The organism is Oxalobacteraceae bacterium OTU3CINTB1 (genome assembly GCA_024123955.1).
Taxonomy (GTDB): Bacteria; Pseudomonadota; Gammaproteobacteria; order Burkholderiales; family Burkholderiaceae_D; genus Rugamonas.
In genome coordinates, this window is sequence record CP099652.1 from 4,485,122 (window position 1) to 4,508,263 (window position 23,142).

General features: G+C 61.8%; 27 protein-coding genes. 10 read left to right on the forward strand and 17 right to left on the reverse strand.

All coding sequences use genetic code 11. The annotated features are described in order from the left end of the window. Nucleotides 1–49 precede the first annotated feature (49 nt). On the forward strand, nucleotides 50–514 hold the full coding sequence (locus NHH73_19355) for a hypothetical protein (protein USX24764.1): 465 nt from the start codon (nucleotides 50–52) through the stop codon (nucleotides 512–514). On the opposite strand, the gene NHH73_19360 is transcribed toward NHH73_19355, so the two are convergent. From NHH73_19360 to NHH73_19375, 4 genes are read right to left on the reverse strand one after another with little or no spacing between them, the layout of a single operon-like run. Beyond that, nucleotides 511–1,671 (reverse strand): acyltransferase, encoded by a 1,161-nt coding sequence (locus tag NHH73_19360; protein USX24765.1) that lies wholly within the window; start codon nucleotides 1,669–1,671, stop codon nucleotides 511–513. The two genes, NHH73_19355 and NHH73_19360, sit on opposite strands and share 4 nt — an antisense overlap. Before the next feature lie 37 nt (nucleotides 1,672–1,708). Continuing rightward, a complete protein-coding gene (locus NHH73_19365) occupies nucleotides 1,709–1,999 on the reverse strand; it encodes a hypothetical protein (protein ID USX24766.1) in 291 nt (96 codons plus the stop codon). Continuing rightward, on the reverse strand, nucleotides 1,999–2,643 hold the full coding sequence (locus NHH73_19370; protein USX24767.1) for a DUF1906 domain-containing protein: 645 nt from the start codon (nucleotides 2,641–2,643) through the stop codon (nucleotides 1,999–2,001). Before NHH73_19370 ends, NHH73_19365 begins: the two co-directional genes overlap by 1 nt. A 34-nt stretch (nucleotides 2,644–2,677) precedes the next feature. Beyond that, the gene (locus NHH73_19375; GenBank protein USX24768.1) at nucleotides 2,678–3,001 is read right to left on the reverse strand and encodes a hypothetical protein; all 324 of its coding nucleotides are present in this window, start codon (nucleotides 2,999–3,001) and stop codon (nucleotides 2,678–2,680) included. A gap of 224 nt (nucleotides 3,002–3,225) precedes the next feature. Between NHH73_19375 and NHH73_19380 the strand changes: the two genes are divergently transcribed. The 3 genes from NHH73_19380 (at nucleotide 3,226) to NHH73_19390 (ending at nucleotide 7,905) form a co-directional block, all read left to right on the forward strand. Next, a complete protein-coding gene (locus NHH73_19380; protein ID USX24769.1) occupies nucleotides 3,226–6,498 on the forward strand; it encodes a winged helix-turn-helix domain-containing protein in 3,273 nt (1,090 codons plus the stop codon). Next, complete coding sequence (locus NHH73_19385; GenBank protein ID USX24770.1) at nucleotides 6,495–6,860, forward strand: DP-EP family protein; 366 nt, start codon at nucleotides 6,495–6,497, stop codon at nucleotides 6,858–6,860. The genes NHH73_19380 and NHH73_19385 overlap by 4 nt, the downstream gene beginning before the upstream one ends. 85 nt (nucleotides 6,861–6,945) lie before the next feature. Continuing rightward, nucleotides 6,946–7,905 carry a succinylglutamate desuccinylase/aspartoacylase family protein gene (locus NHH73_19390; protein USX24771.1) on the forward strand — a complete coding sequence of 320 codons (960 nt, stop codon included), beginning with the start codon at nucleotides 6,946–6,948 and terminating at the stop codon, nucleotides 7,903–7,905. A gap of 19 nt (nucleotides 7,906–7,924) precedes the next feature. Here the strand turns inward: NHH73_19390 and sugE are convergent, their stop codons facing one another. After that, nucleotides 7,925–8,242: a quaternary ammonium compound efflux SMR transporter SugE gene (gene sugE / locus NHH73_19395; protein USX24772.1), complete on the reverse strand. Its 318-nt coding sequence runs from the start codon at nucleotides 8,240–8,242 to the stop codon at nucleotides 7,925–7,927. Nucleotides 8,243–8,427: 185 nt separating this feature from the next. On the opposite strand from sugE, the gene NHH73_19400 reads away from it, so the two are divergent. Together NHH73_19400 and NHH73_19405 are read left to right on the forward strand one after the other, a co-directional pair. After that, on the forward strand, nucleotides 8,428–8,787 hold the full coding sequence (locus NHH73_19400) for a DUF1304 domain-containing protein (GenBank protein ID USX24773.1): 360 nt from the start codon (nucleotides 8,428–8,430) through the stop codon (nucleotides 8,785–8,787). A 102-nt stretch (nucleotides 8,788–8,889) separates the two neighbouring features. Next, nucleotides 8,890–9,498, forward strand: coding sequence for a transcriptional regulator (locus NHH73_19405; GenBank protein USX24774.1), 609 nt, complete (start codon nucleotides 8,890–8,892; stop codon nucleotides 9,496–9,498). A gap of 53 nt (nucleotides 9,499–9,551) precedes the next feature. Here the strand turns inward: NHH73_19405 and NHH73_19410 are convergent, their stop codons facing one another. Further along, the gene (locus tag NHH73_19410; GenBank protein ID USX24775.1) at nucleotides 9,552–10,043 is read right to left on the reverse strand and encodes a hypothetical protein; all 492 of its coding nucleotides are present in this window, start codon (nucleotides 10,041–10,043) and stop codon (nucleotides 9,552–9,554) included. Between the two features lie 99 nt (nucleotides 10,044–10,142). Next, entirely contained in the window at nucleotides 10,143–11,219 is a 1,077-nt protein-coding gene (locus NHH73_19415) for a hypothetical protein (GenBank protein USX24776.1), read from the reverse strand. Nucleotides 11,220–11,393: 174 nt separating this feature from the next. Here NHH73_19415 and NHH73_19420 point away from each other — a divergent pair, with 174 nt between their 5' ends. Together NHH73_19420 and NHH73_19425 are read left to right on the forward strand one after the other, a co-directional pair. Beyond that, complete coding sequence (locus tag NHH73_19420) at nucleotides 11,394–11,684, forward strand: ArsR family transcriptional regulator (GenBank protein ID USX24777.1); 291 nt, start codon at nucleotides 11,394–11,396, stop codon at nucleotides 11,682–11,684. Between the two features lie 10 nt (nucleotides 11,685–11,694). Next, complete coding sequence (locus tag NHH73_19425; protein USX24778.1) at nucleotides 11,695–12,750, forward strand: alkene reductase; 1,056 nt, start codon at nucleotides 11,695–11,697, stop codon at nucleotides 12,748–12,750. Between the two features lie 95 nt (nucleotides 12,751–12,845). On the opposite strand, the gene NHH73_19430 is transcribed toward NHH73_19425, so the two are convergent. Beyond that, nucleotides 12,846–13,808 carry an MBL fold metallo-hydrolase gene (locus NHH73_19430; protein USX24779.1) on the reverse strand — a complete coding sequence of 321 codons (963 nt, stop codon included), beginning with the start codon at nucleotides 13,806–13,808 and terminating at the stop codon, nucleotides 12,846–12,848. Between the two features lie 235 nt (nucleotides 13,809–14,043). Between NHH73_19430 and NHH73_19435 the strand changes: the two genes are divergently transcribed. Next, nucleotides 14,044–14,661 (forward strand): 1-acyl-sn-glycerol-3-phosphate acyltransferase, encoded by a 618-nt coding sequence (locus tag NHH73_19435; protein ID USX24780.1) that lies wholly within the window; start codon nucleotides 14,044–14,046, stop codon nucleotides 14,659–14,661. A gap of 2 nt (nucleotides 14,662–14,663) precedes the next feature. Here the strand turns inward: NHH73_19435 and NHH73_19440 are convergent, their stop codons facing one another. From NHH73_19440 to NHH73_19475, 8 genes are all read right to left on the reverse strand, one after another. Further along, nucleotides 14,664–15,218: a HupE/UreJ family protein gene (locus NHH73_19440; protein USX24781.1), complete on the reverse strand. Its 555-nt coding sequence runs from the start codon at nucleotides 15,216–15,218 to the stop codon at nucleotides 14,664–14,666. Between the two features lie 166 nt (nucleotides 15,219–15,384). Further along, entirely contained in the window at nucleotides 15,385–16,014 is a 630-nt protein-coding gene (gene ureG, locus NHH73_19445) for an urease accessory protein UreG (GenBank protein ID USX24782.1), read from the reverse strand. A gap of 22 nt (nucleotides 16,015–16,036) precedes the next feature. Continuing rightward, on the reverse strand, nucleotides 16,037–16,717 hold the full coding sequence (locus NHH73_19450) for an urease accessory protein UreF (protein USX24783.1): 681 nt from the start codon (nucleotides 16,715–16,717) through the stop codon (nucleotides 16,037–16,039). A gap of 33 nt (nucleotides 16,718–16,750) precedes the next feature. Next, nucleotides 16,751–17,272: an urease accessory protein UreE gene (gene ureE / locus NHH73_19455; GenBank protein ID USX24784.1), complete on the reverse strand. Its 522-nt coding sequence runs from the start codon at nucleotides 17,270–17,272 to the stop codon at nucleotides 16,751–16,753. Between the two features lie 6 nt (nucleotides 17,273–17,278). Continuing rightward, nucleotides 17,279–18,985 (reverse strand): urease subunit alpha, encoded by a 1,707-nt coding sequence (ureC, locus tag NHH73_19460; GenBank protein ID USX24785.1) that lies wholly within the window; start codon nucleotides 18,983–18,985, stop codon nucleotides 17,279–17,281. A 15-nt stretch (nucleotides 18,986–19,000) separates the two neighbouring features. Next, complete coding sequence (locus tag NHH73_19465) at nucleotides 19,001–19,327, reverse strand: urease subunit beta (protein USX24786.1); 327 nt, start codon at nucleotides 19,325–19,327, stop codon at nucleotides 19,001–19,003. 70 nt (nucleotides 19,328–19,397) lie between these two features. After that, nucleotides 19,398–19,700: an urease subunit gamma gene (locus tag NHH73_19470; GenBank protein USX24787.1), complete on the reverse strand. Its 303-nt coding sequence runs from the start codon at nucleotides 19,698–19,700 to the stop codon at nucleotides 19,398–19,400. 16 nt (nucleotides 19,701–19,716) lie between these two features. Next, the gene (locus tag NHH73_19475; protein USX24788.1) at nucleotides 19,717–20,592 is read right to left on the reverse strand and encodes an urease accessory protein UreD; all 876 of its coding nucleotides are present in this window, start codon (nucleotides 20,590–20,592) and stop codon (nucleotides 19,717–19,719) included. A 224-nt stretch (nucleotides 20,593–20,816) separates the two neighbouring features. Between NHH73_19475 and NHH73_19480 the strand changes: the two genes are divergently transcribed. After that, a complete protein-coding gene (locus NHH73_19480; protein USX24789.1) occupies nucleotides 20,817–21,326 on the forward strand; it encodes a hypothetical protein in 510 nt (169 codons plus the stop codon). A gap of 67 nt (nucleotides 21,327–21,393) precedes the next feature. Here NHH73_19480 and NHH73_19485 read toward each other — a convergent pair whose 3' ends face one another. After that, nucleotides 21,394–23,136, reverse strand: coding sequence for a DUF885 family protein (locus tag NHH73_19485; protein USX24790.1), 1,743 nt, complete (start codon nucleotides 23,134–23,136; stop codon nucleotides 21,394–21,396). Between the last annotated feature and the right edge of the window lie 6 nt (nucleotides 23,137–23,142).

A 23,142-nucleotide genomic window follows, 5' to 3' on the forward strand; every position in this document is an offset into this window, starting at 1 on the left:
GTTGCCCGGGGCGGCCTCCTCCCGTCTGCGGCTGGGTTAAAATGCTGCCATGATGCCCACTATTCTTAAATGGTTACGCTATCTCAGCCACGTCCTCGGCTTCGAGACGGCCGATTCCTTCCCGCCCGGCCACCCGTACGAACGCACGCGCTGGAACGGCGCCTATTTCGACATCGCCTCCGACGTCAAACCCGACCAGATCGAGAGCCGTCTGTGCGACGCCATCAGCAACACGCCGCTGGTGTTCGGTTACATCACCAATCCCACGCCGCGCATGCAGCGCACCCTGCTGGCGATGCTGGAAGAGCGCATGCGCAACAACCGCGGCCGCGCCAGCGAACTGGCCGCGCTGCTGGTCAACGCTTACGACAGCCCGCACATCACCGAAATCATTCCCGGTCTGCGCGCGGCTATCGCCGGCACGCGTCAGGACGACATGGGCGAGCGCGCCCGCAGCGTCATGGCTTTCCTCGGCTCGACCCAATCGCCGTTCGACGTGATCGAGATGAACTAGGCGGCGACCGCTTCCGTGGCCGCCTTCGGCCTGGCGAAATTGCCCGGGACGTAGCGGTCGCGCAATTTCATGAACGGTGTCTCCACCAGCAGGAACAGCAGCCAGCCGACCAGGATGCTGGCCAGGCTCATGATGGCGATCGCCTGCCACGTGTCCGGCCCCCAGCCGTAACCGCGCAAGGGCACGCGCAGCAGCACGCACAGTTGCTTGTGCGTCAGGTAAATCGCGTACGACCAGAGCGCGATGCTGGCCGCGCCCGGCACGCGCCAACGCTGCAGCAGCGATCCGGGACTGAGCGCCGCGATCAACAACAAGGTGAAGCCCACGCCCAGCATGGGATAGCCAATCACCGTCATCATGTGGCCGTAGTGATCCTCCAGCAACATCGACCAGGTCAGCGCCAGCACGCCTGCCCCTGCGGCCAGCGCCCAGTTGCCGCGCGACGTGATGACCTTCCAGGCGCCGCCGTGGTAGTTTTTTACCAGCGCCAGCGCCACGCCGAACACCAGCTCATCGAAGCGGCACCAAGAGGCGTAATAGATATTGGTGTAGTAATAGAGGCCGCCGAGGCCAGCTTCCTCGTTCCATAAATAACCGCGCACCACCATGCCGGCCAGCAGGGTGCCTATCACCGCCACCCAAGCCCACAGCAAGGACTTGCGGCAAGCCGCTATCAACAACGCCACCGCCGGCAACAGCACGTAGAACTGCTCCTCGACGCACAGCGACCATGCGTGCGAAAAGGCCGTGCCCGGCGTCAGCTGGATATTTTGCGTGAAGGTGATGAACTTCCACAGCGGCGGCAGCACGCTCTCCCCGCGCCAATACGGCCACAAGGCATACAGCGCCAGCACAAAGTAGAAATTCGGCAGCGTGCGCAGGAAGCGGCGCGCGTAAAAACGCGGCAACGAAAACCGCTCCGGCCCGGTCTGCTGGCGCCGTATCCCCGACAGGATCTGGTTGCCGATCAAATAGCCGCTCAGCGCGAAGAACAGGTCGACGCCGGCCCAGCCGATCTCGCTCATCCAGCCGAAGGTCGGCCGGAAGCTGACGAAGATCATGTAGTGATTCATGAACACCAGAACGATCGCAAGCGCGCGCAAGGTATCGAGGCCGGCGTTGCGGCCGTGGTCGCGGGCAGTAAGCTGAAGATTCATGCCCCGCATCTTACAGCGCCGCGCCGTTTTCCCAAAGTCACGGCGAGATCACCATGACCAGCGTCTGATTGTCCAAGGTCAGCACGGCGGTGCAGTCCTCCGCGATCGCGTAATTCTGGCTGTGCGTCGAATAATAATTGGTCGCGCCCTGGCAAATGCAGTCGATCGCCGCGCTGATGCGGGTGCTGATGGTGTAAGCCGGCAGCACCAAATCGGGCGCGGTGACGAACTTGAGCACCACGTCCTGGCCGGTATTATTCAGGAAAACCGTCTTGGACGGCTTGACGGTCTTCAGCGTCGGTAATTCGGTAAAGTGAATGGTCGGCACTACAGCACCCTGAATAAACCGGTTGGCAAGCCGTCGTTGCTACGGGCCAGATCGACATGGATTTTCTTGCCGTCGTCGACAGGCAAGACGCTCGAAGAAAGTTGCCTGAGGTTATAGCCAGCGTAGCCGGCACCGCCATCTGCCGCCGTCCCCTCCGATGGCGAAAGCCAGCTCAACGACGCCAAGCCGCTGGCAACGATGGCTTCGCAACTGGCGGCGGACCCATAAATGCCGATCTGATAATGCGGCTCGCCCGGCCGCGCGGCGTTGAACGCTTGATTGACGCCTTCGAAGTAGCGGGTGATCGGACCGGCGATATCCTCGGCCGTGGGATGACAGTCGACCTCGAAGTAGATGGCCGAGCCCGACGGCTGCGTAATGGCCGATTGCGCCATCAGATACGCGGCGGCGCCGTCCGCCAAACCCTGCGCGCGGCTGAACGAATGCAAATGCGCGCCGATCGTTTCCCAAACCACACCGATTTGGATGCCAGCGTCGGTCAGCGCCCTGGCCTCGGCCAGCGACAAGTTCTTGCCGGCGTGGTGACTGTAATAGCGAATCGCAAAATCGATTCCTTGTTGCTTAATTGGTATCGCATGCTGGGTCAGCTCGAACGGGGCTTTGACGCCGGTTAAAACAACCATGGGACCTCCGTGGGGTGCAAGATGATGTCTGAATTCATAGACTTTGAGCCGGTTCGGCGATGTCGATGCGTACTTGGTAACCGTCGTCCGGCACCCGGATACGCAACGGATTTTGCTGCCCTTCGACCTCGTAATAATCGCTCAGCCGGTTGCGCAAACGCGCCAACTGGACCGCGGCGGCCAGATCCATTCCAAGACCGGACCCGGACGTTGAGCGCCCACCGGCCGGCATCGCCCCATCGCCGCCTTGATACTTTTGGTTACCAAGATCACGGACCAGATGGTCCAGAAGCGCGCAGCAGCGCTGCGACGCGGCAAAGGTGCGACTGACCGCGATGCGGCGCAGCTCGGCGCGCACCTCGTTCGGATGGGGAACGGCCGCGGCGCCGGCGTACCGACTGCGCGAAGACACAACAGTGAGAGCAGAATGTTTAATAGTTTCCCCAGCCTAATGTTAATATTCACTAAAGGTACAGATTTGAAGCAACTGTACTGATTAGCTATATAAATGGCCTTCTGGAAACCTTCGGATCGCTAACCCGTTGATTTAAAAGTTTTTATTTTTGGGCGAAGAAGGTTAGTGTGAACCGTAAAAGCTTCCGTTTTGGTCAGTGGCGCGTCGATCCGGCCACCAACACGCTCAGTTTTGGCGTGCTTAGCCGGCAGCTGGAACCACGCGCCATGGATGTTTTGTTACATTTCTGCAAGCACCCGCACGACGTCGTCTCGGCCGACGCGCTGCTGGACGCCTGCTGGGGCGACACCCCGGCGAGCGACAACGCGGTCCACAAAATCATTACGCAGCTGCGCCGCGCGCTCGACGACTCGGCCGCCGAGCCGCGCTACATTGAAACTATTCGTAAGCGTGGTTACCGCCTGCTGGCCGAGCTCAGCTACGACGACGACGTCAGCAACGGCAGCTGGACGCACGCCTCCCCGTTCCGAGGTCTGGAAGCTTTCGAGGAACAACACGCGGCCATTTTCTTCGGCCGCAAGCTCAGCGTCGATCAATTGGTGCAGGTGGTAGTGGCTCAGGTTCAGGCCGCTTGCTCGATGGTGCTGGTACTCGGACCGTCGGGCGCCGGCAAGACTTCCTTGGTCCAGGCCGGGTTGATTCCCGCGCTGAAGGCCGGTGCCGCACCGGCGGAGTCGGGGCTGGCAATCAGCGACCATGTGCAGCTCGATTGCGCCGACATGGGACAGTCGGGGCTGCTGGAAACGCTCGCCAGCGTGCTGCTCGACGCCGAAATCGACGACCGACTGCTGTTTGAAAACACCAGCGCCGCCACCCTCGCGCAATACATGGCGCAGGATTTGCCGGGGTTGATCGAACAGTTGCAAAAAAGGTTAGCAACGATCCGGCTGGCGGTGTTCATCGACCGTTTCGAGGCCATTTTCCGCCTGCCACACATTAGTGAGCAGGAGCGTGCCGTCTTCATCAACGTGCTGGATCAACTGGCGCGCTCCGGTTGCGTGCTGTTGGTTTTGGCCTGCCGCAACGATTTCTATCCGCATTTGACGGCCTACCCCGCCCTGATGAGCATGAAACTGCGCGGCGGCCACTTCGATCTGACGCCACCAGGCAGCGCCGACATCGCGCAAATCATCCGCCATCCTGCCCAGGTGGCGCAGTTGCGCTATACGGTTGACGGCCACGGCGAGAGCCTGGACGAACTGCTGATCAACGCCGCCAAGGCCGGGCCGGATACACTTCCGCTATTGCAATACTGTCTACAGGAGCTGTATCGCCAGCGCAGTGCCGATGGGGAGTTGAGTCACAAGGCTTACCACGACATGGGCGGTTTGGAAGGCGCTATCGGTGCGCGCGCCGAGCAAGTGATCTCAGAATTAGCCGAATCGCAGATCGCCGCCCTGCCCCAACTCTTGTCGCGGTTGGTGCTCGTGGCCGAGGACGAATCGACTGTCACATCCCGCCGTGTGCCGTGGTCGGCACTAAGCGGCGATGACGAAACCAAGCTGGTGCAAGCCTTGGTTGATGCGCACCTCTTCGTCAGCGACCTGCACGGCGGAGCTCCCGCCTTCGGTATCGCCCACGAGGCCCTGCTGCGCCGCTGGCCGCGCGTGGTCGCCTGGATCGACGAGCACCGTCAGGCGTTACAAACGCGTAGCCGTATCAGCGCGCAGGCCAAGCGCTGGCAGGATAGCGGCCGCACACGCGATATGTTGCTGCCATCGGGCACTCAAGCAAATCAAGCGCGCCAGTTATTAAAGACAACGGGGTTCAGCTTCACGCAACAAGAGCAGGATTTCGTCCGTGCCTCGCTAATGGGTGTGCGCCGTAGCGAACGGCTACGGCTGGGCATCATGATCACAATGACAACTCTAGCAGCGCTGGCAGGTAGCCTTGGCCTCGCCGCACGCTCGGCTCAGACACAAGCGGAGGCGCATCGGACCGAGGCCGAAGGGTTAATGGGCTACATGCTAGGGGAATTCGTCGAAAAATTGCGGCCACTGGGGAAACTGGATCTGCTCGACAGCGTAAGCACTCGCGCCTTGAAATACCTATCTAATCCGGCTCGCGGTGACGAGAATGAAACCGCCTTAGCACAACGTGCGAGGTCGCTGCAGCTAATATCCGAGGTCCGCATCGCCCGTGCCGACCCGGCGGGGGCCAGTGCTGCGCTGCTTGCTGGACGCAGTCTACTCGAACGGCAATTGAAAAATCAGCCTGCCAATCTAGCATTGCGCAAGAGTGCCGGTGAAAATGCTTTTTGGCTCGGTCAGATTCACCTCGACAAAAAAGAATGGCTACAGGCGGAAAGCTACTTTAAGGAGTATCGCGATCACAGCGACCAATTGGCAATGGCTGCGCCAGCCGATATTGATAGCTGGATCGAACAATCGTTCGCCCATAACAGCCTAGGTACCGTAGCCTTACGGCAAGGCGACGTCATCAATGCGGCTAGAGAGTTTGAGCTTTCGGTGCAATTGAAGAGCCGCGCCCATGGGCAAAAGCCGCAGGACAAACAAATCACTGCCGACTTAGCTGATAGTTTGTCTTGGCTAGCTAGTGCGAATATGCAACAGGGTCGCTTGGCTGATGCGGAGGCAATGTATGCCCGAGGCTTAAAGCTGCTACAAGAACTGCACCGAGCCTATCCCGACGACATAGTCTGGATTAATGAACTTGCGGCTGCTTGGTCTCATCAATCTGACCTGAAGCAAGCCAGAGGTCAATTGGTCGGCGCCTACGATGACGCCCGGCAGGCGCATGCGTTACGCATGAAAATTGTCGAAAAGGATCGAAGTAATCGTACATGGCAACGCAACTTGTACATTGCTGAATTGCGTATGTTCGATACAGATACCAAGCTTCGCAGTCCCGCATTAGCACTATCCCGGCTTGAACAATTACATGGCAATGTGGCCGAGCTCAGCAGTCTTGAGCCCAAACACTTAAACCTTCAGACGCTCATCGCAAAGATTCAATACCGCAAAGCCGTTGTATTTTTCCAGCAGCGGAAGGCAGATAATGCCTCAATTGTGTTGCAGCCGACGCTTAAAAAACTACTTGAGTTGCATACAGCATCCCCGTCGGACCGACTGATATTAATTACACTTACAGATGCGCTATTGCTCAACGCCGATCTTGCCCACTTGCGCGCGGATGGGGATGCTCTGAGTCACTGCGATACGGTAAGAACTCTGCTCCATCCACTGGTGGGCACCACTACCGACTTCCTTTTGCTAGCTCCGTGGGTCAAAGCCCACGCTTGCCTTAATCAGAGCGTGCGCGTGGAACGCACGATGAAGCAATTGGAAGCGATGCAATACCGCGACGCCGCGTACCTGCAATATTTGTCTACCCACCCACCAAAGAAAGCGACCTCATGAGCAAAATCCACGCATGCACTCAATTCATTAACGTGATGGTGAAAGTCAAGGCTGGCGCCGTATCAGGAACTTATGACGTACACACGGCCCCCGAAATGCCATGTGTGACGCAGAAAGACACCGTTATCAACTATCAAATCTATGATGATGACCATCAGGGAATCGTCTTTACAGGAATGATCATCCAAACCTTGGGGAATGACCAATTGAGCGCTGCAGTGGTTAGTCTCAGTGGCAAGCAATTGACTTTTACGGACGCCAATACATCAAAAGTCGATATCAGCTTTAAGCTGACTTTCAAAACTGCGAGTGGCGTCGAATTTATGCATGACCCCCAAGTCAAAAACGATCCGCAGGCTTAATTATTTTTCCTCGTAGGGCTGTGAGTACCGCAGCCTTACAGCTCTTGTAGTACATTAGACCTCGAATCAGTCGTTGAGCCTAGCCATGCCACCAGCACGCGCCTTACAATTCAAATCCACCGAATACAGCGGCCAACACCCCGGCACGCGCCTGATCGTCACCGGCGCCGTCCACGGCAACGAAATCTGCGGCACCAAGGCCATCCAGCGCGTGATGCAGGAACTCGACGCCGGCAAGCTCGTCATCCGCAACGGCGCCGTCACTTTCGTTCCGATCGCGAACCCACTGGCCTACGCAAAAGGCGAACGCTTCGGCGAACGCAACCTGAACCGCAATCTCTTCCCCAACGAAAACCCACAAGATTTCGAGGACCGCGTCGCCAACTGGCTGTGCCCCCTCCTCGCCCGCCACGACGTGCTGCTCGATCTCCACTCGTTCAAAGCCTCCGGCGAACCCTTCGTCATGGTCGGCCCGCGCAACAACGACGGTCCGCTTGAACCCTTCCGACACGAACAACAGGAACGCGCGATGGCGCGCCGCTTGGGCGTGCGCCGCTTCGTCGACGGCTGGCTGCGCACCTACGGCGCCGGCGTGCAACGCCGCCTGCGCGGCGACAGCCAACTGGAAACCGTCCTGCGCTACGGCATGGGCACCACCGAATACATGCGCAGCACCGGCGGCTACGCGCTCACGCTCGAGTGCGGCGAGCACACCGATCCGCAAGCACCCGAAGTCGCCTACCGCGCCATCATGAATACCCTGGCCTTCCTCGGCCTGATCGACGCTCCCTCCCCGCAGCCGATCGCCGACGAGGCAATGGAGGCGCTGAGCATGGTCGCCGTCTACGACAAGGTCAGCGCGGACGATACCTTTACCCGCGCCTGGTCGAGCTTCGATCCGGTCCGCAAGGACGAGCAGATCGGCACGCGCGCCGACGGCACGCCGGTGCTGGCCGAGTTCGACGGCCGCATCCTGTTCCCCGACAGCGCGGCCGGCGCCAACAGCGAGTGGTACTACCTCACCCGCGCCAACCCAATCTTCTGACCCCGACGCGCGGTAAATCTCAGGTGGTGGTGAGCTTGAGCCCGATGATGCCGCCGACGATCATGGCGATGCACGCCAGCCGCACCGCGCTGGCCGGCTCGTTGAGCGCGACGATGCCGTAGATGACGGTGCCGACCGTGCCGATGCCGGTCCAGATCGCGTAAGCCGTGCCCAGCGGAAGCGTGCGCAACGCCAGGCCCAGCATGCCTATGCTGCCCAGCATCGCGGTCAAGGTCCACAAGGTCGGCATCAGCTTGGTGAAGCCGTGCGTGTATTTGAGTCCGACCGCCCAGGTGACTTCCAGCAGGCCGGCGATGATGAGGATGATCCAGGTCATTGCAACTCCAGTTCGCGACAGGGTCGTCCCCGCCTGAAAGCGCCGATGCGGACGCCGCGCTCCTCGGTGGCGGGGTCGTCCCCGCCGGAGCTGTGAGCCGAAACTATACCAGTTGCAACAAAATGATGTCCATAGAAGCCTTGCCTCGGTGATAATCATCTCTTAACTAAAAAAAAGGAGCGACCATGCTTTTGCTGGCCCAGATCGTCACCGCCGTCGTGGCACTGATACACATCTATATCGTCCTGCTGGAGACGGCGCTGTTCGACACGCGCGGACGCAAGGTATTCGGCCTGAGCAAGGAAAAAGCCGACATCGTGCGGCCGGCCATGTCCAACCAGGGTTGCTACAACGGCTTTCTGGTCGCCGCGCTGGTGATCGGCTTCGTCCATCCGAATCCGGCGATTGCATCGGCCTTCACGGTCTTCGGCCTGTGCTGTGTGGCAGTGGCCGGCGTGTGGGGCGGCCTGACTGTCAAGCGCAGCATCCTGCTGATCCAGACGCTGCCGGCGGTGATCGCACTGGCGCTGCATTTCGCGGCCTGAGGCAGACCGGAACCTTCGGCAGAGAATCCCCCTCCAAATGCAGATTGTCATTTCGTTCACAACCATGAAACAATCGTCAGACACCTGGACCGGGAGACGATCATGCAACAGAACAGTTGTCCGCCGTTCGAACGGGAGCTGGCGTTCGGCCCCTTCCGCCTGATGCCATCCTGCCGCAGCCTGCTTAACGATGGCCGGCCGATACCGCTGAGCGGGCGCGCTTTCGATCTGTTGCTGGCCTTGGTGGAGCGGGCCGGGGAAGTCGTCAGCAAGGAAGAACTGATAGCGCGCGTCTGGCCCCGCACCGTCGTTGAGGAAAACAATCTGCGGGTGCATGTCGGCACGTTGCGCAAGGCGCTGGCGGGCGACCCGAGCGGCATTCGATACATTGAGAACGTCGTCGGCCGGGGTTACAGCTTCGTCGCGCCGGTGACCCGTCCGGCCCACGCCACGGTGCAGCATAACCTGAAGCTTCGACGCGACATTCTCGGAGGCGACCCAACCCTCGAACAATTGACAACGCTCTGCCACGAGCATCGGTGCGTCACCATCGTCGGTGCGGGCGGCATGGGCAAGACCACAGTCGCGCTGATGGTAGCTGAGGCGCTGATGCCGATCTTCGGCACGCGGATCTACTTTGCGGACACCGGCCCGGCCGCCGACGACCGAAAAATGCGCCGCCGCCGAGGCCACGGCGTGCGGCGGCGATGACATCCTTTCATCGCCGCCTATCCATGACGGCTTGAGCGAGGTCCGCGCAGTATTCAGGCCACCGCTGCTCGGGCAACAGGCTTGCGGGCGAGCTGATTCAGCCGGCGCACTTGCAAGGTCGCGCCGATGACGAACAGCACGAACATCACGCCGGTGATGACCTTGAGCTCCGGCGCCTCGGCGTTCGGAAGGATCGGCGCGCCCATCGGCACGCGGGTCAAGGTCTCGGTCGCGGCGGGGATCATGTGGAAGAAGAACGTCAACGACAGCAGCACCACTTGCAGCGCCGGCTTGGCCGCCAACTTCCACGCCACCGCCAGCACCAGCAAAGTGATCACGCCGAGCGCGTGCGGCTTGCCGAAGCCGCCATGCTGGAAGATGCCGAAGCCGGTCAGGCAGGTCAGTATGGTTGTGACGAGATAAGTCTTGCCGGCGCCGTTGCCCAGGTCGATGCGCTTGTCGCGGACGAAGCCGACGATGCCGGCGCCGACGGCGACCAGGCTGATGAGTGTGTGGATAACGCCAAGCGTCGTCAGGCCGAACATGGTTTACTCCTTGTCGCGGGGATCGGGGGTAGGACCATGTTAGGCGCGCCGCATCGGACGGCGCGAGTAAAACAATATAAATTGGTGTGAAGCGAAAGCTCAGCTCCCCAGCGGCGGCTTGACCACGGCGACCGCCATGCTCGGCAACGCGATGGTCTGCACCACCACCGGCGGTGTCTCGGTCTGCGGCCGCGCGCCGCTGCCGCGCAGCGCCAGCAGCCAACCGATGCCGTCGAACCAGAACGGCGCGCCCAGCGACGAGGCGAAGGCGGTGACGATCCAGCCCATCAGCGCGAACGCGAGCGCGCCCAGGAAGGCGGCCACGCCCTTGCCGGCGGCGGCGTCAAAGCGCGCCGACGGCCAGCCGATCGGCAGCTTTTCCACCATCTGCCATTCCTTTTTGGCGATGGCGGCCCGCTCCATCGGCGTAACGGTAGGCGCGTCGGCGGCCGGCGCAACGGGCGGCACGGGCGGCTTCACGCGGCCGCTGGCGACGCCGTCGGCGCCCTGCTGCGCCAGCTCGGCCGCCACCTGGTCGTCACCCCACAGGCGCTTGCTCAATTCGATGGCGTCGATGTTCATCGAGGCGGCGTAGAACAGGCCGACGCAAAACAGCACCAGCTGCGAGCGCCGCTTGTACCAGCCGGTGATGCGCTCCATCACCGTTTCGTACCAGATGCGCACGGCGTTTTCCAAAGCCGCCACATCGTCCGGGCCCTCGCCCATGATCGCCAGCAAGGTGCGGGTCAAGCCCTCGTTGCCGACCTGCGCCAGCAGCATCGCCGCCGTCTGCGTCTTGCCGTATTTGGACGTCAGGGTCGATACAAAGGCGCGTGCGAAGATGGTCGACGGAATGTACGACGGCATGCGCCCTTGCTGCGCCATGCCCTGGATCAGCGGATGCTCCATGACGGCGGCGGTCAGCGAACCGGCGCCCAGCTTGTCGAGCCCGAAGCCGGTGTCGATGCGCAGCAGCCGCTTGATCGATGGGATGATGCCGCGCAGGCGCGGCTTGCCGGCGGGCTCGTGCAGCATCGTCAACACGCCGTCGAGCAACACCTTGGCGCGCGTCTGGAACAGCGAGGCGATCGCCTCGCGCGTCGCGCTGCATAGCAGGCTCACGGCCAGGAAGGTGTACGACAAGCCGATGGCCACATCCAGATAATGACTTGACATACAGCCCCCGTTAGAATTCGATCAATGTTCCAGTAACATAATGGATTTTTCGGCCGCAAGCCAGCCGCGAGCACGAATTTCTTATATATCGTAAGATACCGATATTGAAATCGTAAAAATACGATACATATATCGTCATAAGCCGATTTCATTTTTGACCCAGGTGAACCTCAGATGGACATAGACGCGATACACAAAGCCCTCGCCAACCCGATGCGGCGCCAGATCCTGGCGTGGCTGAAGGACCCGGAGCAATATTTTCCGGAGCAGGCGCACCCGCACAAGTTCGGCGTGTGCGCGGGCCAGATCGACCATCGCGCCGCGCTGTCGCAATCGACCGTGTCGGCCCACTTGTCCATTCTGCTCAAGGCCGGCCTGATCACGTCCCACCGGGTCGGGCAATGGAACTACTTTAAACGCGATGAGGCCACGATCCAGGCCTTCATCGACCAAATGACACTATAGGAAATTCGACATGGCTAACCTCTTCGACCCGATCACCATCGGCGACCTCACGCTGAAAAACCGCATCATCATGGCGCCGCTGACGCGCGCCCGCGCCATCGGCGGCGCCCGCGTGCCGAACGCGCTGATGGCCAAGTACTACGAGCAGCGCGCCAGCGCCGGGCTGATCCTGAGCGAGGCCACCTCGGTCACGCCGCAGGGCGTGGGCTACGCCGACACGCCCGGCCTGTGGTCGGACGAGCAGGTCGAGGGCTGGAAGGAAGTGACGGCGGCTGTGCACAAGGCCGGCGGCGTAATCTTCGCGCAACTGTGGCACGTGGGCCGCATCTCCGATCCGGAGCTGCTGAACGGCGACGCGCCGGTGGCGCCAAGCGCGATCGCGGCCGAAGGCCACGTCAGCCTGCTGCGTCCGATGCGCGCCTACCCGGTGCCGCGCGCGCTTGAAACGGAAGAGTTGGCCGGCATCGTCGCCGCCTACAAGAAAGGCGCGGAAAACGCCAAAAAGGCCGGCTTCGATGGCGTGGAAATCCACGGCGCCAACGGCTACCTGCTCGATCAGTTCCTGCAGGACAAAACCAACCAGCGCACCGACAACTACGGCGGCTCGATCGAAAACCGCGCGCGCCTGATGCTGGAAGTGACCGATGCGTGCATCGAGGTGTGGGGCGCGGACCGCGTCGGCATGCACCTGGCGCCGCGCCGCGACGCGCACGACATGGGCGACTCCGATCCGGCCGCCACGTTCGGCTACGTCGCGCGCGAGCTGGGCAAGCGCAAGATCGCCTTCATCTGCGCGCGCGAAGCGGTGGGCGAGGACAGCCTGGGACCGTTGCTGAAGAAGGAGTTCGGCGGCGTCTACATCGCCAACGAAAGCCTGGACAAGCAGACCGCCCAGAAGTTGCTGGACGCCGGCACCGCCGACGCGGTCGCCTTCGGCAAGGCCTTCATCTCGAATCCGGATTTGCCGCGCCGCCTGCAAACCGAAGCGCCGCTGAACGAGTGGAAGCCGGAGACGTTCTACGGCCAGGACGGCGTCGGTTACACCGACTATCCAGCCTTGGCGTAACCCCGCCGGGGGTCAAGTCTGACATTCCGACAGGAGCTCAACAGCGCAGAGGTCCAGTCCGTGTACGAATGTCAGACTTGACCCCGTGGATTGGATCAGCGTGGCTGGGTGTAATTGACCGGCACGTACTGATACGCTTTGCCGTGCGCGCGCACGTGTCCCAGCCCGGGGAACGACAGGTGCGCGGCGCCAATCAAATAGCCCCCCTTGGCTGCGGCCGCGAACGCTTCCTTGCGCTCGGCGATGGCGATCGTGCTGTCGGTGTCGAACTGGATGCCCACGCCCGGATCGTCAAACTGCACACCCTGCACGTGCAGCAAGTCGCCCAACAGCACCAGCTTCTGCCCCTTGCTCTCGACCACATACGTGATGTGGCCGACCGTGTGCCCGCCATTGAAGTAGGATTTGATCCCTGGTACCAGCTCCGTATTGGCGACGATCGGCTGGAACTTGCCGGCCTTGACGTAGGGATTGATTGACAACATCGGTCCCTGGAAGCCGTCCTTGCCTTCCGGCGGCGCCTTGTCCAGATTAGCCTGGCTGAGATAGTAATCGGCGTCGAGCTTGCCCGCGCGCACGATGGCGTTCGGGAACACGCGCTGCTCGTTGCTGGCCAGACCGCCGACGTGGTCGCTGTGCATGTGCGTGATGTAGATCTCGTCAACCTGCTCCGGCTTGTAGCCGGACGCTTTCAGATTGCCCAGCAACTGCCCCAGCGTCGGACCGAACAGGCTGGCGGCGCCCGTGTCGATCAGGACCAACTTGCTGCCGGTGTTGATCAGGAAGCCGTTGACCGACGTTTGAATCGGGCTCTTCTCGAACACCTTGGCCAGCGCCGCGTCGGTCTTGGCCGGCGGCTGCTTGAGCAGTTTGTTGACCGGCAGGTCCAGGGTGCCGTCGTTCAGCACGGTCACTTCGAAATCGCCCAAGGTGGTGCGGTAGAAGCCCGGCGCCTGGAACTTGGCCATCGGCGCGCCGGCCTGGGCCGTTGCGGCAGCGAAAGCGCCGGCGATGGCCACGACGACGGCGGCACGTTGGGTCAATGTTGTCGAGATCATGGGAGCCCTTTTTTTTGAGAATTATCAGGATCGCTACAATACCTCAAATACACTAATTTTGCCTCGGCCCGTGGCTAATCTGCACCGCCCGCCCACCCCAACGCCGCGCGCGGCCATCCCCGAAGCGCTTGCCCCGTCGAGGTCGCCAATATAGAATGCGTGCGCGGTTTTTGACCAGGTCCATACCAGCCTGTCAAGAGTGACAAAAAGATAAAACGAAGACAGGGTGGAGTGGATGAGCGATTTTGAATTGAAACCGGCGGCGCTGCCGACCTTCTCGCAGCGGCTGTCGTTGCGCTTGCTTAAGCTGGTTGGCTGGCGCGTGCTGTTCCGCCCCCTGCCCGGGCCGCGCGGCATCATGGTGATCTATCCGCATACGTCGAACTGGGACTTTCCGATCGGGCTGCTGTGCAAATGGGCGCTGAATCTGCCGCTGCGCTTTCTGGCCAAGGACTCGCTGTTCAAGACACCGTTCGGCAAATGGCTGCGCGCGATCGGCGGCGAGCCGGTCGAACGCGGCACGCCGAGCGGCACCATCAAAACGCAGGCGGCGCGCATGAATGCGGCGGACTTTTACTGGATGGGCATCACGCCCGAGGGCACGCGCGCCTATCGCCCCAACTGGAAAAGCGGTTTTTATCACCTGGCGCTGGAGGCCAAGGTGCCGCTGGTGCTGGTGTATTTCGATTACGCGAGCAAGACATTGGGCATGGTCGACCATGTTTTCCTGACCGGCGACCAGGAAACCGACATGGCCGCCATCCGCGAGGGCTTCGAAGGCCACAAGGGGCTGTATCCGCAAAATGCGGCGCCGATCGTGCTGTCCGAGCGCCGCGCCGAGCCGCGCGAGTAGCTTTACACTGACGCCGCCAGCATCACGCCGGCGGCGGCGATCGCCGCGCCGCTGACCTTCACCGCCAGCGCGGGGCTGATGCGGCCCAGCGTCCGCCCGCCATAAACCAATATCGTGGTCGCCACCAACATGCCAAAGGCGCTGGTTGCGGCGGGCAGCTCGTGGCCGTGCGCGTTGCCATGCAAGACCGCGAACACGCCCACCATCGTGACGCCAACCGCCGACGGCAGGCGCGCCGCCACCGCGATCAACACACCCATCGTCGCCACCGTCAACGCGATGCCGGTTTCCAGGCCGGGTATCGTGACGCCGGCCACGCCGGTCAGCACGCCCGCCAGCACCATGCCGATGAAGGTCGCCGGCAGCCATTTGGCGTTGGACTGGCGCGCGCTCCAGATGCCGACGGCAAGCATCGCCAGCAAGTGATCGATCCCGGTGAAGGGGTGGGCGAAGCCTTCGAAGAAACCGTGGATATGCGCGCCGCCAGCTTGAGGGTGGGCGGCGGCGGCGGTGCTGGCCAGCGCCAGCGCAATGGCGAGTACTGATTTATTAGACATGCGATCTCCTGTTTAAGTATGCGTTTCGAAGATACACGTAGGGCGGATTAGCGCAGCGTAATCCGCCAATGCATGCGCCGTCGGCGGCTCAAAGATGGCGGATTACGGCGTTCCGCCTAATCCGCCCTACGTGTCCTTGTGGTTATGCTGTTTTCACGTTGCCTGGTTACGCGGCGTGTGGGGTCTGTCCCAACAATCCCTGTTCGCGGATGAAATCGATGACGGCTGTTACGCCGTCGCCGCTGCGCAGATTGGTGAAAATGAACGGACGCGCGCCGCGCTGCTGCTTGGCGTCCCGCGCCATCACATCCAGGTCCGCGCCCACGTGCGGCGCCAGATCGGTCTTGTTGATGATCAGCAGATCGGAGCGGGTGATGCCGGGACCACCCTTGCGTGGAATCTTCTCGCCGCCGGCAACGTCGATCACGTAAATCGTCAAATCCGACAGCTCCGGGCTGAAGGTGGCGGCCAGGTTGTCGCCGCCCGATTCGACCAGTATCAGGTCCAGGTTCGGAAAATCCGCCTGCATGCGGGCGATCGCCTCCAGATTGATCGAGGCATCCTCTCGGATGGCCGTGTGCGGACAGCCGCCGGTCTCCACGCCCATCAGCCGCTCGGCCGGCAGCGCGTCCGCACGCAGCAGGATCTCCATGTCCTCCTTGGTATAGATGTCGTTGGTGATGACGGCCATGTCGAACTGGTCGCGCATGCCTTTGCAAAGCATTTCGCACAAGGCGGTTTTGCCCGAGCCGACAGGGCCACCGATGCCCACGCGTAAAGGATTGGAAGTATTCATATGTTTTATATTGTTTATCTGGTTATGATCTATAAAGACGGCTGTACTGCACCTCGTGCCGCATCGACAGCAGCGACAATCCCGGCGCCCAATTGCACATATCGTCGTCGGAAACGGTTTGCGCGTAACGCGCCGCCGCCTCGATATCGTCTCGCAGCGAGAGCAACATGCGCTGGCCGGCCACCTGCCCCAGCGGCACGGATTTGACGCACACCAACACCTGGTTCTCGGCCCACGCGAACAGCATCGCCAGCAGCGCGGCGTCGTGGGGGATCTCCAGCGCCGCCACGGCGCAGGCGAAGGCGGTCGGCAACGCCACTTCCGGCTCGCCTTGCAGGTGCGCCAGCATCTCGGCGTCGACGATACCCAGTTCGGCGACCAGCTTGGTCAGCGAATACCCCATCTGGATGGTCTCGGCGCGGAATTCGGCGCTGTCGCGCGAAGCGATAAAACGCTCGCTCCACTCGGCGACCGCCGCCCAGTCGCGGCGCGACCAGGCTTGCATCAGCCGCCAGCCGACCGGCGCTTCCCACTGCGCCACCACCTCGTGCAGGTGACGCAGTATCCAGGCGCGCGCCTGCTCGGCGTTGGTGACCATGCCGTTTTCAAGCGCCGCCTCCAGCCCTTGCGAATAGCTGTACGCGCCGATCGGTAGGGCCGGACTGGCGAATTGCAGCAGATTCAATAATGCGGATGCCTGCATCAGAATGGACTCACCGTTGGTTCACCGTTGGACTCACTTCGGATCGCTGGGACGGTGGATCTTCTGGCGCAGCGGGATCGGCGCCAGCGGATGATGGCCGCCGTCGTCGTGATGCGCGTGACCGCCGCCGTAGGCGCCCGATTCCGGCTCGAAGGCGGCCTGCTCCTCCTCCACCTTGGCGCCCAGGCCGGCCAGCATCTCCTTCAACACCGCGTCGGCGCGAATACGCAGGAAACCATCGCCAACCTGCGCCTGCGTGTGGCGGTTACCGAGATGGAAGGCGCAGCGCAGCAAGGTGTGGGCGTCGGCGCAGGTGACCTTGTAGGTCGGCTCCGGCGCGGCCACCACCTTGACGACGCGCTTGTCCTCGCCGGTCAGCAGGTCGCCGTCGCGCAGCACCGTGCCGCGCACGGTGAAGACGGCGACATCCTCGCCGGTGTCCAGCGTGGCGCGCAGGCGGCATTTCTCGCGCAATTCGTAGGGCAGCACCAGCTGCGCGGCGATGTTGGCGGCCGCGTGGTCGGCCGCTGAAAGTTTGGTATGGAGGGTCAGCATAAGTGTCTAGAACAGGAAGTAACGCTGCGCCATCGGCAGCTCGGAGGCCGCTTCGCAGACCAGCAGCTCGCCGTCGGCGCGCACTTCGTAGGTTTCGGGATCGACTTCCATCTTCGGCGTGGCGCCGTTATGGATCATGTGGTGTTTGCGCAGCGCGCGCATGTCCTTGGCGACGATGAGGGTTTTATTCAGTTTAAGCTTGTCGCCGATGCCGTCGTCGAACGCCGCCTGCGAGACGAAGGTGAACGACTTTTTCAACCCGCCGCCGAAGGCGCCGAACATCATCCGGTAGTGCACCGGTTGTGGCGTCGGAATCGACGCGTTCGGGTCGCCCATCTGCGCGGCGGCGATCATGCCGCCCTTGAGTATCGTCGACGGCTTGACGCCGAAGAAGGCCGGCTTCCACAGCACCAGGTCGGCGATCTTGCCGACTTCCACCGAGCCCACTGCGTGCGCGATGCCGTGCGTGATGGCCGGGTTGATGGTGTACTTGGCGACGTAGCGCTTGACGCGGAAGTTATCGTTGCGCGAGGAATCCGGCGCCAGCGGTCCGCGCTGCACCTTCATCTTGTGCGCCGTCTGCCAGGTGCGCATGATGACTTCACCGACGCGGCCCATGGCCTGCGAGTCGGACGACATCATCGAGATGGCGCCGATGTCGTGCAGGATGTCCTCGGCGGCGATGGTTTCGCGGCGGATGCGCGACTCGGCGAAGGCCACGTCCTCGGCGATCGCCGCGTCCAGGTGGTGGCAGACCATCAGCATGTCCAAATGTTCGTCGAGCGTGTTAACGGTGAACGGGCGGGTTGGATTGGTCGACGACGGCAGCACATTGCCCTCGCCGACGGCGGCGATGATGTCCGGCGCGTGGCCGCCGCCCGCTCCTTCCGTGTGGAAGGTGTGGATGGTGCGGTCCTTGAACGCGGCGATCGTATCCGCCAGATAACCGCCCTCGTTGAGCGTGTCGCTGTGGATCGCCACCTGGATATCCATCTTGTCGGCCACGCTCAGGCAGTTGTCGATGGCGGCTGGCGTGCTGCCCCAGTCCTCGTGCAGTTTGAGGCCGATGGCGCCGGCCCGCACCTGCTCCTCCAGCGGCTCCGGCAGGCTGACGTTGCCCTTGCCGAGGAAGCCCAGGTTCATTGGAAAGGCGTCGGCCGCCCCCAGCATCGAATGCAGGTGCCACGGCCCCGGCGTGCAGGTGGTGGCGGAGGTGCCGGCCGACGGCCCGGTGCCGCCGCCGATCATCGTCGTCACGCCGCTCATCAAGGCTTCCTCGATCTGCTGCGGGCAGATAAAGTGGATGTGGGTGTCGACGCCGCCGGCGGTGACGATCTTGCCTTCGCCGGCGATGATCTCGGTGGCGCCGGCGATGATCATCGTCACGCCGGGCTGGATGTCCGGGTTGCCAGCCTTGCCGATGGCGGCGATCATGCCGTCCTTGATGCCGATATCGGCCTTGACGATGCCCCAGTGGTCGATGATGATCGCGTTGGTGATGACCGTGTCCATCACCAACGGGTCGGAACGCACGCGCTGCGACTGGCCCATGCCGTCGCGGATCACTTTGCCGCCGCCAAATTTGACTTCTTCGCCGTAGATGGCGTAATCGTGCTCGATTTCGATAAACAGTTCGGTGTCTGCCAGACGGACGCGGTCCCCTTTGGTGGGACCGAACATTTCCGAGTAGGCGCGGCGCGAGATTGTAGCCATGTTAGCCTTTTATTATTAGCTTTTCGGTGGATTGGTATCCAGCTTGCCCATCACTTTTCCATTGAAGCCGTAGACCTTCTGGTCCCCGCCCAGCTTCACCAGTTCGACGGTGCGCTGTTGTCCCGGCTCGAAGCGCACGGCGGTGCCGGCGGCGATGTTCAGGCGCCGTCCGTAAGCCTTCCAGCGCTCAAACTTGAGCTCCGTGTTCACCTCGAAGAAGTGGAAGTGCGAGCCGACCTGCACCGGACGGTCGCCCTGGTTGGTCACCACCACGCTCTCGGTTTCGCGGCCCTCATTGAGGCCGATCTCGCCCTCCGTGAGCAGATATTCACCGGGTATCATAGTGATCTCCTTGAAAAAGGTGTCGTGGGGTGGCTCGGGGTGGAACGTAAATGGGTATTCATGATGCGGTTCAGGGTATCGGGTTGTGCACGGTAACCAGCTTGCTGCCGTCGGGGAAAGTGGCTTCCACCTGGATGTCCGGGATCATCTCCGGTATCCCTTCCATGACCTGGTCGCGCGTCAGTATCCGGGTGCCGTCGGCCATCAGCTGGGCCACCGACTTGCCGTCGCGCGCGCCCTCCATGATGGCGCAGGTGATCAACGCGATCGCCTCCGGATAATTCAGTTTCAGGCCGCGCGCGAGACGGCGCTCGGCCACGATGCCGGCGGTGAAAATCAGCAGCTTGTCTTTTTCTCTTGGTGTCAGATCCATGTTCGGGGTTCCAGTATCAGGTTTGCCAGATGCGCGGCGTGACGGCCTCGCGTTCCAGCAGATGCGGGCGCACCCGGCGCCACGCGGTGAGCATGAGGCGGCGCGCGGTTTCGCTGTCGTCGCCCAGATGGCGCGCCACCAGCACGCCCTTGGTATGGGTGATGCCGAAGGCGTGGTCGCCGTCGGCGGCGATGTCGGCGCGGATGTTGGACAACAGCTCGGCCAGCACGGCGGCCGGCAGCGGTTTTCCGGCGGCGATCAAGGTCGCGCAGACGGTGTGACCATTCAGCGCCAGCGGACTGCCGAGACGACCGCCGACCATCGCGCCCTGCTCCCACCAGATCAATTTCCCGTCACGGCGGATGCTGCTGCGCTGCGTGACGGTACCGGTGTTGAATACCTCGCCGGAACCGCGACGGCCCATGCACAGGATTTCGCAGCCGATGAAGGTGGCGCCGGCGGCCAACTCCACGTGCTGTTCCAGCACCACGTTAGCGGTATCAAAAAAGATGGTTTCCTGTGGCAGCCATTCGAGCGCGGCGCCCTCGTTCAGGTGCAGGTGGACGGTCTGGCGGGAGACCTTGCCATTGGCCTTGTACCACTTGGCGGCGCCAGGCGTGGTGATGAAGGCGTGGGCGCGGTCGCCGACGCCGATATCGATCGCGAGCTGGTCGCCGCCAACCACGCCGCCCGGCGGGTGGACCACGATGGCGTGGCAGACCTTGGCGTCTTCGGGGTACAGCGCCTTCTGCACGCGCAGAGGCCCATAGTGGATGTTGTTGAATAGCCGGGTGGTACCGCCGTCGTCCGCGAATCCGAGCGTGAGGTTTGCCTGCCAGGCGGCGTGCGCGGCGCTGGCGGCAAGGTCGGAAGGTGCGGTGCAATCAGGCATGACTTAGAGGTTTTCTAAATAATGTCTGTCGTATGCAAGGTATGTGCCAGCAGAACACAACTAGCACGCCGTGGCAGGTGGACTTAACGCACCAACTTGGTTCAACCGCACCGAATTGGTGCACTTGTAAGCGGTAGAATAATCGCTTGGTATCGACGTTCCAACACCGGTGGGAATTTTTTGCGATGAGATGGATCTAACACTCATCTAGCCGAGGCGAGAAAATGAACAGCCAGCCCCTACCCGACAAACGTAGAAATGAACCGAAAGCCAGCGAAGTTGCGGGCGGTGGCGAGCCGCCCTATGATGGGGATATGGAAAAGCGCGTCGAAAATATCGAAGCAGACCTCACTACCATCAAACTTGATGTCGCGGTAATTGTAGCCAACGGCGCAACCAAAGCGGACTTGGCAGAGTTGAGGCACGTCACCAAGGCCGATATTGCAGAGTTGAGGCACGCCACCAAAGCCGATTTTGCAGAGTTAAGGAGCGCGACCAAGGCTGGTATTGCAGAGTTAGGCTACGCCACCAAGGCTGATATCGCAGAGTTAGGCTACGCCACCAAAGCTGATATCGCAGAGTTAAGGAGTGCGAGCAAAGCCGATATTGCAGAATTGCGCGCCGCCACCAAGGCTGATATTGCTGAAGCGAAGACTTCGATTATCCAGTGGGTGGTCAGCGCGATCTTCATCGCGCAGTTGCTGCCCTCCCTACTCAAGCTGTTCACCAACTAGCCAAAATCTAAATCACGTAGGGCGGATTAGCGCAGCGTAATCCGCCATCTACGAGCCGCCGACAACCCTAATCCAGACTCGGATAAGGGCTCTTGCCACCTTCCTTGATGAACAAATCGATACGCGCTTCCAGCACCGGCAGCGGCACCGAACCCAGTTGCAGCACCGTATCGTGGAAAGCGCGGATATCGAACTTCGATCCCAGCGCCGCCTCGGCCTTCTTGCGCGCATTGATGATGCTCATCTCACCCAGATAATAAGACAGCGCCTGGCCCGGCCACGAAATATACCGGTCCACCTCCGTCTCGATCTCGTGCTCCGACAGCGCCGTATTGGCCTTCAAATAATCTTGCGCCTGTTTGCGTGTCCAGCCCTTGCTATGGATGCCGGTATCGACCACCAGGCGCGAAGCCCTCCAAGCCTGGTAACTGAGCATGCCGAATACCTCATAAGGCGTTTCGTACATCCCCATCTCAACGCCCAACCGCTCGCTATACAGCGCCCAGCCCTCGCCATACGCCGAAATGTAAGCGTTGCGGAACGCCGGACGGCCCTTCTGCTCCATCGCCACCGGCATCTGGAAGGCGTGGCCCGGCGCCGATTCGTGCAAGGTCAGCGCCGGCATGCTGTACAAGGCGCGCGACGGCAGGTTGTAAGTGTTAACCAGATAAACACCAGGACCACCGCGCCCCGACGTGTAGAACGGCGCCTGGTCGTCCGGCACCGGAATCACGGCGAAGCGGCGGCGCGGCAGGTAGCCGAAGTACTGGCCCACCTTGGCGTCGAACTTCTTCGCCACCCATGCGGAGCGCATCAGCAGCTCCTCCGGCGTCTTGGCGTAGAAGCGCGAATCGGTGCGCAGGAACTGCAGGAAGGCGGGCAGGTCGCCCTCGAAGCCGGTCTGCTTGATCACGTCGAGCATCTCGGCGCGGATCTTGGCCATTTCGCTCACGCCGATCTGGTGGATCTCGTCGGCGCTCATCGTGGTGGTGGTGAATTCGACGATCTTCGACTGGTAATAGGCTTTACCGTCCGGCAGATTCTCCGCCGCCAGATCCTCGCGCGACTTCGGCACATACTCGTCGCGCATAAATTTGAGCAGATTGCGGTACGACGGCAGCACGTAAGTTTCGATGGCCTTCACGCCCTCCGCCCGCAGTTCTTCCTGCCGCGCCGCCGGGATGGTCGCCGGCATGGCCTTGAACGGCAGGTAGAACACCGTGTCCTGCGGCGTCTTGGCTTCGGTCACCGAGGTGATGGAGCCGTCGCGGCCGATCAGCGTGACCTTCGGCGGCGTGAAGCCGCGCGCCATCCCGGCCCGCATGTTCACAATCTGGTCGTTGAAGTAGCGCGGCACGTCCGACAGCTGCTTGATGTAGTCCTGGTATTCCTTTTCCTTGGTCAGCGTGTTGCGCGCGGCACCCGCCATGTTGGACCAGAAGGCCGTATCGGCGTTGAGCGGCTTTTCATACTCACGGAATTTCTGGGCGTCGATCAGGGCCGCGATCTGCGCCTTGTAGACCTGGTAGTTGATCAATTCCTCGGCCGACAGCTTGTCCTGCTTGATGCCGTCGAGCTTTTTCATCACGTCCTGCCAGTAGGCCAGGCGCTTTTGCTGGGTGGCCGGATCGATGCGGGGCAGTGTCGTCGTGCCGCCCTTTTCGTCGTCTTCGCCCTCCTCCATCTTCTGACCCAGGCGCCAGGTCCACTCTTGCGTGTAGATGTTTTTGAACTGGGCGTCGGCGTGACCGGCTTTGGCGGCGGGCGCCTGGGCGGTGGTGGCTGCGGCCGCGTTGAGAGATAAGACCATGCATGC